The 12,482-nt window shown below is 22.7% G+C and carries 17 protein-coding genes and 2 pseudogenes; 5 read left to right on the top strand and 14 right to left on the bottom strand.

The features are described from left to right. Nucleotides 1-128 precede the first annotated feature (128 nt). The 3 genes from ABNT63_RS07765 to ABNT63_RS07755 all read left to right on the top strand — a co-directional run bounded on the left by ABNT63_RS07765 (nucleotide 129) and on the right by ABNT63_RS07755 (nucleotide 1,980). Nucleotides 129-596, top strand: coding sequence for a hypothetical protein (locus ABNT63_RS07765; protein ID WP_348735209.1), 468 nt, complete (start codon nucleotides 129-131; stop codon nucleotides 594-596). Between the two features lie 323 nt (nucleotides 597-919). Beyond that, complete coding sequence (locus ABNT63_RS07760) at nucleotides 920-1,660, top strand: DEAD/DEAH box helicase (RefSeq protein WP_348735208.1); 741 nt, start codon at nucleotides 920-922, stop codon at nucleotides 1,658-1,660. A gap of 95 nt (nucleotides 1,661-1,755) precedes the next feature. After that, nucleotides 1,756-1,980, top strand: a complete 225-nt coding sequence (locus tag ABNT63_RS07755; RefSeq protein ID WP_348735207.1) for a hypothetical protein — start codon at nucleotides 1,756-1,758, stop codon at nucleotides 1,978-1,980. Between the two features lie 333 nt (nucleotides 1,981-2,313). Here the strand turns inward: ABNT63_RS07755 and ABNT63_RS07750 are convergent, their stop codons facing one another. From ABNT63_RS07750 to ABNT63_RS07710, 9 genes are all read right to left on the bottom strand, one after another. Then, entirely contained in the window at nucleotides 2,314-2,436 is a 123-nt protein-coding gene (locus tag ABNT63_RS07750; protein ID WP_348735206.1) for a DNA cytosine methyltransferase, read from the bottom strand. A 213-nt stretch (nucleotides 2,437-2,649) separates the two neighbouring features. Then, nucleotides 2,650-2,892, bottom strand: a complete 243-nt coding sequence (locus tag ABNT63_RS07745) for a hypothetical protein (protein WP_348735205.1) — start codon at nucleotides 2,890-2,892, stop codon at nucleotides 2,650-2,652. Nucleotides 2,893-2,908: 16 nt separating this feature from the next. Further along, nucleotides 2,909-3,439 (bottom strand): hypothetical protein, encoded by a 531-nt coding sequence (locus ABNT63_RS07740; protein ID WP_348735204.1) that lies wholly within the window; start codon nucleotides 3,437-3,439, stop codon nucleotides 2,909-2,911. Next, nucleotides 3,423-3,890, bottom strand: coding sequence for a hypothetical protein (locus ABNT63_RS07735; protein WP_348735203.1), 468 nt, complete (start codon nucleotides 3,888-3,890; stop codon nucleotides 3,423-3,425). Before ABNT63_RS07735 ends, ABNT63_RS07740 begins: the two co-directional genes overlap by 17 nt. A 16-nt stretch (nucleotides 3,891-3,906) precedes the next feature. Next, on the bottom strand, nucleotides 3,907-4,107 hold the full coding sequence (locus ABNT63_RS07730; protein ID WP_348735202.1) for a hypothetical protein: 201 nt from the start codon (nucleotides 4,105-4,107) through the stop codon (nucleotides 3,907-3,909). Nucleotides 4,108-4,279: 172 nt separating this feature from the next. Further along, nucleotides 4,280-4,639 (bottom strand): hypothetical protein, encoded by a 360-nt coding sequence (locus tag ABNT63_RS07725; protein ID WP_348735200.1) that lies wholly within the window; start codon nucleotides 4,637-4,639, stop codon nucleotides 4,280-4,282. Next, nucleotides 4,630-4,947 (bottom strand): hypothetical protein, encoded by a 318-nt coding sequence (locus tag ABNT63_RS07720; RefSeq protein ID WP_348735199.1) that lies wholly within the window; start codon nucleotides 4,945-4,947, stop codon nucleotides 4,630-4,632. The genes ABNT63_RS07725 and ABNT63_RS07720 overlap by 10 nt, the downstream gene beginning before the upstream one ends. 236 nt (nucleotides 4,948-5,183) lie before the next feature. Beyond that, nucleotides 5,184-5,372, bottom strand: a complete 189-nt coding sequence (locus ABNT63_RS07715; protein WP_047797189.1) for a hypothetical protein — start codon at nucleotides 5,370-5,372, stop codon at nucleotides 5,184-5,186. 78 nt (nucleotides 5,373-5,450) lie between these two features. Continuing rightward, on the bottom strand, nucleotides 5,451-5,603 hold the full coding sequence (locus ABNT63_RS07710; RefSeq protein ID WP_348735198.1) for a hypothetical protein: 153 nt from the start codon (nucleotides 5,601-5,603) through the stop codon (nucleotides 5,451-5,453). An 851-nt stretch (nucleotides 5,604-6,454) separates the two neighbouring features. Between ABNT63_RS07710 and ABNT63_RS11395 the strand changes: the two are divergent. Then, nucleotides 6,455-7,451 (top strand): annotated as a pseudogene (locus ABNT63_RS11395) (IS30 family transposase). Between the two features lie 257 nt (nucleotides 7,452-7,708). Further along, nucleotides 7,709-7,831 (top strand): lipoprotein, encoded by a 123-nt coding sequence (locus ABNT63_RS07695; protein ID WP_348735195.1) that lies wholly within the window; start codon nucleotides 7,709-7,711, stop codon nucleotides 7,829-7,831. A gap of 350 nt (nucleotides 7,832-8,181) precedes the next feature. Here the strand turns inward: ABNT63_RS07695 and ABNT63_RS07690 are convergent, their stop codons facing one another. The 5 genes and pseudogenes from ABNT63_RS07690 to ABNT63_RS07670 all read right to left on the bottom strand — a co-directional run bounded on the left by ABNT63_RS07690 (nucleotide 8,182) and on the right by ABNT63_RS07670 (nucleotide 12,398). Then, nucleotides 8,182-10,350: a spiroplasma phage ORF1-like family protein gene (locus ABNT63_RS07690; RefSeq protein ID WP_348735194.1), complete on the bottom strand. Its 2,169-nt coding sequence runs from the start codon at nucleotides 10,348-10,350 to the stop codon at nucleotides 8,182-8,184. A gap of 56 nt (nucleotides 10,351-10,406) precedes the next feature. Beyond that, complete coding sequence (locus tag ABNT63_RS07685) at nucleotides 10,407-10,715, bottom strand: hypothetical protein (RefSeq protein WP_348735181.1); 309 nt, start codon at nucleotides 10,713-10,715, stop codon at nucleotides 10,407-10,409. A gap of 73 nt (nucleotides 10,716-10,788) precedes the next feature. Then, nucleotides 10,789-11,190, bottom strand: a complete 402-nt coding sequence (locus ABNT63_RS07680) for a hypothetical protein (RefSeq protein WP_348735193.1) — start codon at nucleotides 11,188-11,190, stop codon at nucleotides 10,789-10,791. Next, a pseudogene (locus tag ABNT63_RS07675) lies at nucleotides 11,183-12,195 on the bottom strand (hypothetical protein). Before ABNT63_RS07675 ends, ABNT63_RS07680 begins: the two are co-directional and overlap by 8 nt. Then, the gene (locus ABNT63_RS07670; RefSeq protein WP_348735192.1) at nucleotides 12,195-12,398 is read right to left on the bottom strand and encodes a DUF2649 family protein; all 204 of its coding nucleotides are present in this window, start codon (nucleotides 12,396-12,398) and stop codon (nucleotides 12,195-12,197) included. The pseudogene ABNT63_RS07675 and the gene ABNT63_RS07670 overlap by 1 nt, the downstream one beginning before the upstream one ends. Nucleotides 12,399-12,482 lie beyond the last annotated feature (84 nt).

The following is a 12,482-nucleotide window of genomic DNA, read 5'->3' as shown; positions in this document are numbered from 1 at the left end:
TAGATAAAGTTGAAAAAATATCGGAAACTGGTATTAAAGATATTGTAAAAAGAAACCATGTGATTAAAAACTTCTTTACAAAAAAACTAATAAAGTAAAAAAAAGTTGTTAATAGTGGATTCCAACGGATGAAAAATATTGGTAACACTGCTGAAACATTTTTAAAAGAAAAGAGTAAAAGTATTGAAAAAATAGGTAAAAATACCTTACAAGGGATCAAAACAACAGGGACTGCTGTTAAAACCTTTGCAAAAAAAGAGGGTAAGAATTTTAAAATTTTTCTAAAAACTAACGGTAAAAATATTAAGACAAGAATTAAAAAAGGAGCAGTTTTAGCTTATAAAGGGCTAAAAAAAGCACCACGAATATTAGGACAAGTAATAGGTCAATTTACTAATAGTTTAGTATGTGCTTTATTTGGACTTGCGCCAGGATCAATAGGAATAGTATTAGGTTCAGCAGCCATTGGCGCAGTTGGCTACTATGCTTACAATCATCCTGATGAAGCGAAAAGTTTTGCTAATTCAGTGATTGATACAACAAAGAATAATGCATCTTCAACAGTTCAGTTTTTAAAAACTTGATGACCATTTTAAGATTTTTATCTAAAAATAAATAAAAAAAACAATTTATGAATATGTTAAAAAAATAGACATATAGAAAGTAAGTTATAGGAATGATTTTCTGTATTCAATGGGATTCATTCCTTTTAATTTTGCTTGTGATTCTAAAATTATAATAAAATTCCTTTTAATTTCTAGGAAAAATGCTTTATTTTATTAAGTTTTTAAGATATAATTAATAAGTTGTTAAACTTTAATTTATTCTGTTATCTAAAATAATATTAATATGTAAATTCAACAGCTGTAATGTTAAAAAAACAACTAAACTATTTATACTAAATTTTAAAGGAGACTAAATGAATTTTAATACATTAAATTTATACCCAGCATTACAGCGAATGATTGTTAAAATGGGTTATACTAACCTAACTGAAATCCAAGAAAAAACTATTCCAGTGGCTCTTAATAATAAAGATATTATTGGTAAAAGTCATACGGGAACTGGTAAAACTGTAGCTTTTATTTTGCCAATTTTACAAAACTTAAATACGCACTTAAAACAACCACAAGCGATTATTTTATGCCCAACCCATGAATTAGCGAGCCAAATAATTGACCAGGTTCGAAAATTAGCAACTTATTTGGAAGGTGTAAATGCAACCTTAATTTGTGGTGGTTCACATATTCAACGTCAAATTTATGCTTTACGAAAAAGTAATATTATTATGGGAACTCCGGGACGAATTGCTGATCATATTAATCGTAAAACATTACGATTAGATAAAATTAAAACAATTGTTTTAGATGAAGCTGATGAAATGTTAAAAATGGGATTTAAAAATGATCTTGATAAAGTATTTCAAAATGCTCCTAAACAATATCAAATATTATTATTTTCAGCAACAATGTCAAAACAAGTATTAGAAATTGCTAATAACTATCAAAATAATCCTGTTGAAATTGTTGTTACAAAAAATGTTATTGAGCAAAATAATATTAGACAGCAATATATAAATGCAGTGTCTTATCATAAAGAAGATGTTTTAATACCATTATATAAACATTTGCAACCAAAACGAAGTATTATTTTTTTGTAGAATAAACGATGAAATAGGACAAAAAAAATCAACCCTTATTGGGTTGATTTTTTTATTTAAAAATTAACTCTAAAAAATAATTTGAAAGTGAGGTAATGATAATTAAACAACAAAAAATATGTGATGTTAATGATTGTTATAAAACAATATCATTCATTATCGAAAAATTTTTATCAAATAAAGTTTTATGAACTTGTAAAAAACATAAAGATTTATTAAATCGGACAAAAAATAAAAAACAAAAGCGGTTTTATCAAAAAATAGAAAATTCAAAAATTATCTTTGATTGAAAAACTGGGTTCTTAAAACTTAAATTTTAACAATAACTTAATTTAATGCAGAGTGGGACGGTTATTTTTAATAACTAAGTGTTTTTATTCCACATGGCGGTCTAGTCCAGCGGTAATGTAAGTCCGGAAATAATAGACGCTTTGTTTTAAAAGCGATAGTCGTGATAAGTGCAGGGTCAACATCGAACGACAATAAAAATAGAGATGGACACTTTATAAATAAATTTGCGTATAGCATTAGGCTCTTCAAGGTGCAAGTGAATTTATTTTAAAAACTGAACGTTTTGACCTGAAATGGTGCGGATGAAGAGGTGTATATACACGGCGTAACAAATTTACAAACAACTACAAAATGCAGAACATTTATGATTTTTCAGCGTATTTATCATTATCACAAAAAGCAATTATTTTGTGGTTAATTCCAATCTTTTCTAATGCTTTTCTTTGACTCCCAATCCCAGCAAATAATTCAATTACTTTAAGCATAATAAACAATCATTCTTCTAATTTTTCTTTTATCTAAAACGATTCATGGATTGGGATACCTATAAGAACAAAAAAAATAATATATTAATATTGTTTTCATTATAAATATTATGAATATATTTACAAAATGGGAAATTAATCATTTCTGCACCTCTTTCTAAAAAAACAAGATATTAATTATCTTGTTTTGTGTTATTTTAATTATTATTTACATTATTTTTGTTTTCTTTTGCCATTTTCAATTAGTTCTCAAATTAATAAACCAATGATATATATAATTCCGCCACTAATTACAATGTTAAAAATACAAATCACAACATAAACATAAAGACCTGCACTATCATTTATTCATCCTCTACATAAAATTAAAAATGTAGTCATTAAACCGCACTCTATAATTCCAACAACAATACCCATTAATTTTAATAAATTAATTTCTTTAAAAAATTTTTTCACATTAAATTATTCCTTTCTATTTTTTAATTTCGTCTAAAATTGTTTTTATATTTTTAATTATTGTATTTATTTTTTCTAAATCTTTCTGGTTAAAATCACTATTTTTAATTTCGCTTAATAAATTTAAAGCACTATTTAAGTTGTTTATTTGTTTTTCTAACAACTTAATTACTTGTTGTTTTTGTTCGTCTGTAAAATCATTTTCTTTTTGACATAGTAAAATTTGATATTCGCAATTATTTAGTTCAGACATTTTAATAAATTTTTCTGCTTGGGTTTGCTTTAATTCTATTTGATAATCTGTTTCATTTTCATAATCATTTTTACTATTTTCAATTTCTTTAATTACTTCATCATATTCTTTAATTTCTGCTGTAATTTCTTGTTTTAATTTTTCATAGTAAAAAATGTCTTTGATTATTGATTCTTTTGGTTTTGTTGGTGGTAAGTGTGGTTTGTTATTTGTAATATTACCACAACTAATCAAATTCACTGTGTTTGTACACGATAACGAAAATATTGATAACAAACTAATTATTTTTTTCATATTTGTTGTATCCTAAATAAAAACCATTATCTCAATAATTGGGGTTATCAATATTTTCTAAATCTTCTAGTAATTGTTTTAATTGTTCTGATGTTAATTTTTGTTGTGTTGTTTTGTTATCATAATGATTATTATATTCATTTAGTAAATCATTATTAGCATCATTTTTGCTTTGCAAATTAAACTTCTTTTTATTTTCTTGCTTTAATTTTTCAAAAGATAAAATTAAATTTTTTCCCACAATATTACCATTTTTATTATTAACGCTACTATGGACCTCATAATTCTTATTTTCATCAATTTCTAAACAAAAATAATTTTGATAATTTGATAAACCTAAACCATTTTTATATCAAACAACGCAATCTTTTTGTTTGTTTATTAAAATCTGTGTTTTATTATTTATTTCTTGTGAAATTAAATTTTGGTTTAAATAAATTTTTTTTATCACATTTAACTCCCTTTTTTTATTTTTTATGAACACAACAATTATCTTGTCTTCGGTGTTTCCATAAAATCAAACAATTAGTATCAGGACAAAAATAATATCTAGCATAAGACACCATAGTATCTTTTGTTAAACCATAATGACTGTTAAAAGTTGTATTTCTAGTAGTAAAAGTTCAAATTTTACCACACTCTTTACATTTAACATCTCTATTTGCCATAAACTTAATCTCCCTTTAAATACATATTTGAATTAACAAGCTTCTACATTCAATTTTGAAATTGAATGTAGAAGCTATTTTTAACACCTTAAATTTTTAAATTTATTTTTTGATTTTAATTTTATTCTTTCTAAAATTACTATCCAATAGTAGGTTAAAAATAAATAATTAATTAAACCAAAAAATCAATTCTTAACGAACTGGTTCTATATTTTTGTCTGACTCTTTTTTTTCAATTAATATCAGATAAATGATTTACCACTGTATAATCAAATTTATCTTCAACATAATTTTCTATAATTTCATTTCACGATTTTTCTTGTAATTCTTTAAACTTTTTTGTTAAGTATTCATCAATATCTTTTATATTATCTATTGTTTCACTTGATCAACAATATCCTGTTCAATATTGTTCTAAACCAAATTTATATCAAAAGTTTTCTTTTTCTTCATGATCGGTATTTTTTGAAATTAAATCCGTTATTTTATAATGATCTTTTATATTATTTGAATCTTTTATAACTAAATACATGTTTTATCTTCCTTACTAGGTAATTTGTCATATAATGAATTATCTTTTAATTCTCAAGTTGTGAAACTTGTATGATCTTTGGAACTATAACTAGTAGTAATCATTTTTTTAAAATCTTCTTTATATAATTGTTCTTTTTTTAATTTAACAATTTCTTTATCTTTTTCATCAAGTTGGTTTTTAAGTTCTTGACTTAATTCTTCTTCATTTTTATAATCATAAACTCTTTTAAAATATCTAAATATTTCATATCAACTTAAATATTTAGATAATATGTTTCATTCTTTATATTGCTTTTTATCAAACATATTAAATTTTCTTCAAATTCTTTTCCAACATTTCACAACATTTCAAATAACTAAGTGATCATCTAAAAATTAAATTTAGAACATTTATAAAACAATATTCACAAACAAACATATTCATTATTTTTTCTTTCTAAAAATATATGATTTTTTTGCTAAAATACAATAATCATTGCTGCATCATAATTCTTTACCATCACCATCTATTTTTGATCTACATTTAGGACAACTTTTTCTCATTATTTTAATTCTCCTTTTAAAACTAAATTGTTTTCTAATTTATAAGTATATAATCAATGTTTTTGACATAAGATTATTGATTTTTTGTAATTTATATTGTATTCAAATTGATTATTTAAGTTATTTTTTTCTAAATAACTATTTCCTAAAAAACCATTATCATTACATTTAATTCTTTGACATGTCATATTTAATACCTAACTTTCTTTTTTATTTATCAAAAATAAAAAACCAACTAGTTTTAATAAATAGTTGGTTTAATTTTTTTATCGTATTTGATGTAAAATATTTTCAATATTATTAACTTTATCAATTAAAGCTTCCATAATTTGTTCTAAATTACTTAAATTGTTTTCTGTTGTTGTTTTAATCTCGTTAATTAACTCGCTAATTGTATTTTTGATATTATTTTCAACCATATAATTTCTCCTTTCTAATTTTTGATATTAATAATTCATTATTTATTTTTCTTAAAAATTAATTTTTTAATAATTTGGTGGTTATTTTTGCATTGTAAAGTCAAAAATCAAAGATTATAACTTATTTTTTGTTTGTTAATAAATTCTAATCTTGCTAAACAATGCCGAGCATACTTTTTACAATATCAGCCGCCTTTTTTGTTTTTGGTTAATTTTGTAAAGTACTCATTGATATAACACTGACATTTATTAATTGATATTGTCTTATTTGTTAATTTAATTTTTAACTCTTTTCAACAGAGTTCTTTTAAAGACACTTTCAAATCCTTCTTATAAATAGTAAGATTTCTAAAATTTTTTTATTGTGGAACACTTACCCTTTAACCATTACAGGTTAAAGATTTATCCCCAAACCACGATAACTCTTTTATATTGCCTAAAAGAATTGTCTCCATTATGTCGTAGCGGTACGGCCACCCTTATATTGTTTATCCTCGCTTGCTTGGTTTTACGACATTCCAAGTAGGAGAGTTTTATTTGGTTGGTTTTGCTATTATTTTCTTAAACTAAGCAAGGTTAACGACAATTTTAACCTAATTAAAAAAGATAGAATTTTATATCTATCTTTTTCTTAGTTTTTGGAAATTTTATACCAACCGAATAATTTACTCACTCATTAAAAAGACTTTTTCAAGTCTCTATTTTTTAGTAATTTTTAAACAAGCGATTAAGGGCTAGTAAATCCTACTTGTATTAAATTACATCACCATCCTACCATCATTTAAAGTATTGTCAACAAAATTTTAATTTTTAGTGTATAAATATTTTAATAGAAAGGGCTAGGTTGTCTTATAAAAAAAGAAAAGAAAAAATTTAAACATTTTAATTTAGCAGAAAGAAATGACTTAAAAGAATATTTAATATACGAAAAATTTAAAAAGAAAGATGGCACACCCAATTATTCTAAAATAGGAAAAGTAATGAATAAAAGTCGTAATACAATTAGATTAGAGACTAAAAAACTTAAAGAAGAATACTATCCTAAAAAAGCGAATGATGATTATAAAAATAAAAGAAAAAAATCTATAAAATATACTACAATTAGAAAAAAAGTTGTAAATCATATAAGAAAAATTTTAAGTAAAAGACGTATTCACCAATGTTAATTATTTTTGAATATGAAAAAAAGTATAATGAAAAGTTTTCATTTTCACATGTGATACTTTACAAATATATTGAATATGGAGTTTTTGATGATGAAAATACTGAAATTAAGAAAAAACTGCCATTTAAAGGTAAAAAGTTTAAAACAAAAAAGAGAAAAGATGATCGTGGTCAATTAACTAATATTAAATTTATTGAAGAAGCAGAACATGAAAAAGGTACTTTTGGTTGATTTCAAATGGACTGTATAGTAGATAAAGACTATCAATCTGCTTGTTTAACTTTTACAGAAGAAAAAAGTTTATATACGATTTGTTTTAAATTAGACCACCATAATTCAGAAGAGATTAATAAAGCCATTAAAAGTATTTTTAAAAATAAACTTTATAAGGAAAATATAAAAGGAATAATAACTGATCAAGGTAAAAAATTTAGTAAATGAAAAAAATTGAAAAGATTACTAATGCAAATGTATACTTTTGTGATGCTGGAACTCCAACACAAAAACCCAAAGTTGAAAGAATAAATATAGATATTAGAGAATATCTTCCTAAGGGAACAGATTTTAATCCTATTAGTCAAAAAGAAATTAATAAAGTTATGAAAATTATTAATGAGAAACCACGACCGAGTTTAGGTTGATTATCCTCCAAAGAGGTATTTTTAAAAAATATTAATATTTAATTTTTTTAAATATGAATTATATATTTGTAACAAAGTTTTCTTTTTGTCGTGCTTAAATATTAACTTATATTTAAAAAAATTATTTTTTTTAAAAAAATAGTTGCAATTTTTAATAAAAGATATATTATTGAGTTAAATAAGGGCAAATTGTCCTATTTGCATCTTTACTTTACAAAATTAAACATTTTATTATTTCCTTTCGTTAATGTATAGTATAATTAAAGTAATTATAACATTTTACAGAAAGGAATAAATATATGAAAAAGTTATTAAGTATTTTAGGAGCAATCGGATTAACAGCAACAAGTACAACAAGTTTAGTTGCTTGTGATAAACCTAAACCAAATAATAATAGCGAAAACGAAAATAATAAACCATAACCACAACAACCACCAGAAAATAGTAGTTGAAAAGTAGTTAATAATTCTAATTTTATTAATTATAAAGTTGATAATAAATGATATATTGTAATTTTTCAAAATAATACAAAAGATTGATATATTATTAATTTTTTAAATAATAATACAAATGATAAAATTTTAGGTACTTTTTCATTTGATGGCATTAAAAAAAATATTTATTTATCTAATCTTAGAAATTATTTTAAAAATGATAATGTTAAAACAATTTATCGTTGAGATGAAAATAATGAACTACAAACACCAGATGTTGATAAAGATACTGGTAAAATTACAGATTGAAAAGAATAAAAGGAACTATATACTTTCTTTTATATTAATCGTACAAATTTCATAAAAATAATTAATAAAAATATATTTGTTATTGTATTATATAATGCTGGACTAAATTTTCATACCTCAAATGTTTGATTAAAAAAAGTATATATTGTTTCAAAAATTTTTCCAACTCCACTCGCTAATTCGTTTACTTGTTTTACACTCGGAATATTATTAACAATTCAAATTGCCGCATTACGAATATGACATGCTAAGTTATATCAACTACAACTTTCATATTGTGCTTGTCATCATTGACCATCGGGAAATAATCCACCATTATTTATTTCTTGTCAGTTATAAATACCAAAATTAAAATCATAATAACAATACATATCATTTTCTTTTTGGGCTTGTAATTCAAAAACATTATAACCAATTTTTTGTTCTTCAATTTTTTTATATTTTAAACCATATTTATCTTTTAAATAACCTTCAAAAACATAACCTTCATTTTGATTAATATTATAATCATTTGAAACTGAAAAATCATAGTTAAACACATTACCATAATTTGTATTATAAAACCGATTTTTAAACGCTGAATACAATTTAATATCTAATTGTTTGTATTTATCAGAAAAATAAAAGTAACGTGGATAAATTTTAAAACCATTATTCGCTAATAAACCATATTTTTTATTATATCCTTGCACATAAGTATTATTTTCTAAATCAAAAATTGTTCGTAAATAATCTTTATAAAAATTTTGAGAAACCGTAAACATACTATTTAATAATTTTTCAAATTGAGTTTTATTAATATTGCTTTCCTCAATTAATACATCTGTAAAATTAACTAATTTTAAACCAAAAAAGTTAATTAAAACCGTATCATATTGTAAATTATCAATATATCAACTTTCAATAAAATTACTATGATTTTGAAATACTGGAACTAAAGCATGAGCAAAAAATGCTTTTAAAAATTTATTAATATCAATTTGACCTTTCATCTGTTCAAAAATCTCTTTACCAGTATTAGGAGTATTACCCTGATAATAATTATATGTTTCAGCACTAAAATTAAATGTATTTTCCTTATCTTTCATAAAAGAAAATAAAAAACATAAATCATCAGTATACTGATAATTATTATAATCATATCCATTTCAATATTGTTTAAGATGTGTTAACTCTAAACTCCCAGCAATAATATTTTTTCGTTCATCAATCGTTAAAATCATTCGATAAATTGATTTTTTAGTTAAAATAGTACCAATACTAGACTTATTCAAATTATTAATAATTTCAAAATCAAAAATAATTCTTTGACTACCTAAATTTGGATCATCATAATCTAGATTACCACCTTGTTGAACTCGAATATTTTCTTGCACAATAGCATTAATATATTTTAATAAAAAAGAACGAGTATTTTGATAATTAGTATCAGTCCAAAAAATAACACTACCAGTATCTTTATCAACATCTGGTGTTTGTGGTTCATTATTTTCATCTCAACGATAAATTGTTTTAACATTATCATTTTTAAAATAATTTCTAAGATTAGATAAATAAATATTTTTTTTAATGCCATCAAATGAAAAAGTACCTAAAATTTTATCATTTGTATTATTATTTAAAAAATTAATAATATATCAATCTTTTGTATTATTTTGAAAAATTATAATATATCATTTATTATCAACTTTATAATTAATAAAATTAGGATTATTATCTAATTTTCAATTTTGAAACTTTAAATTAACTTGTTGCAAATTATCAACACTTTTTTCTAATTTATTTATAATTTCAACAGTATTAAAATATTTTGCAAATGAATACGAAAAATTTGTTAATTCTTTTAAAAATTGTTTTTTATCAACATCATAGAATTTATCAATGTTATATTGTTTAACATAACTATCTCAATTTTTATATAAATCCATAAATTTATCACTTGGTTTATCATAAGAAACACCAGTTGAATAACTATCCTTTAAAAAATCTAAATATCACTTATCATTATAAGTTAATGATTGTGATGTTTTTAAAGTCGGATTAATAAAATAATTGGTATCACTTCAATTTTCAAAAAAAGTACTGCGTAAAAACATCGTATTAATAAAATCAGTTTCATTAATGCCCGTTTCTACACTTCGCTTTATTCTTATTTGTTTTGCTGTTTGTTGTGATTGATGTTTTTGTTGTAATTTCATTGCACCCAATGAAAAAAATCAATAAAATTGGTACAAACGAAAATAATACTAAAAACTTACGCATTATTATCTACCAACTTATTTTTACGATTTTCTTTTATTAATTTAATAATTTCATTAAATAAATAACCATAAAAATAATGAATTATTAATATATATCACAATATATCAAATCATAAACCATAAATTATATAACCATTTATACCAGCATATTTTTCTTTTAATTCTTCAATCGTCGAAACTGTATCTAATACACATACAAGAATTAACAAAAAACTTATAATAAAATATAAAATCAAATCAACCCAAGAAATAAATAAACCATTTTGTTTCTTTTCTTTTTTATTTTCTACATTACTTTTCATAAATTTAACTCCTAACTATATAATGTTTTTGAAATAATAAAACCAATAATATATAAACTTGATATTGTTAACATTAACGGATGACTAAATAAAATTGCCATTTTGCCAAACAAAGAAAGTAAAAAAGTATCAGAATTATATAAATCCATAATAATATTTTTTGCTGATGTCAACTGATTAATAATAACCGTAATAAATCGGGTTCCAAATATAACGATTGCCCACCGTATAGTTTAGAATTATTGATAACACCACTTTTAATCGTTGAACCTAAATCGTTATAATTAGTTGATGTTCCGTGAATTGCATAAATTGATAATTTAATAACCATAAAAAAGATTAAAAAATAAGCAATTGTTATATTTGTCATTGGTAATTTAGTATTTCAAATCACATCAAAAACAAATAAAAAAGTATCAAAAATGAAACTAAAAATTTTGTCTCAATTACTACTTTCTGATAATAAATTAATCATATTTACCACTTCCTTTTTCTTTTTTAGGTTTTAAATTCTTTTTCAAAATATCAATATCAAATAATTCTAAGCGTTGTTTATTATTTAATTTTGATATATCTTTTCAAAAGTATTCTTTTTTATTAACAACCTCATCGTTTTTCAAATCACAAACAAAACTTAATCAATAACTATCGTATTTATTAGCAAATTCAAGCGGAATAATTATCTTAAAAAACCGAATTCCTAAACCAACATCCGACTTATGTTTTGCTCGTTTACCTTCTGCTGTTCGTTCTACTGATTTTGTTTTTCAAATTTCATAATCTGTAATATCTTGAAAAATACCAATTCGCATAATAAAAAAACGATTAAAAATATTAAATCCTTTTTTAACAATTGGTTTTTTAAGTGAAATTGGAATAATAATACCACTTTCTAATTGCCTAATATTGTTTTAAATCATACCCTCACGCTGAGCAGTAAACAAAGCACGATGTCCAAAATGTCTTGCTAACACAATTCAAGGCATCTTACCACTATGAACTTTTTTATCATCGTGCGGACTAGTTACATCAATATATAAATAACTTTTATCAAATAAAATAACACTATCATCTGGAGGAACTGGTTTTGTTCGATCAGTAAAATCCAAATTTTTAAATGTTAAAATTTTAACCTTGTCATCTTCTAATGGATAATTAGTATAAATTTCATCTATTAATAATTTCATAGACTGAGACAAATAAGTTAAAAGTAATGTTTTACCTGTTCCTAACTTACCAATGATAACGGACAAAGGGTTATCTCAAACAAAATCAACTAACCTAAATGCATTTAACTGATAAAAAATATTTTTTCATAATCACCAAAAAAATATACACATTGTAAAACAAATAATAGTCAAAAAACTAAGCCGGTGTAATTTAAAGAAATAATTCAAAATAATAAATCAATTAAACTAAACAAAACCATTGAACCGATAATATAACAATAATTTTTTAAAAAAAATACAAACTTTTTCATTATTTAAAATACCCAACTATTTTAAAAATCATTCACAATAAAAACCAAGTTAAAAACAAAATTACAATTCAAACACCAACCATCAAAGTTAAATATTCATTTTGTGTTAAATTTAAAGTTGTAATACTTTCAACATTTGTTTTATTTATAAATAAAAAGACATGAATAAAAAACTCTTTTAATTTTTCTCAATCATTTTGCATCTTTAAAAACTCCACATTTTTTGAATAAGTTTAAAAAACATTCCAAAAAATAAAACGATAAATAATACAAACGATATAACATAC

The organism is Spiroplasma endosymbiont of Ammophila pubescens (assembly GCF_964020965.1).
Taxonomy (GTDB): domain Bacteria; phylum Bacillota_I; class Bacilli_A; order Mycoplasmatales; family Mycoplasmataceae; genus Spiroplasma.
This window is presented reverse-complemented; position numbering and strand designations above follow the sequence as displayed.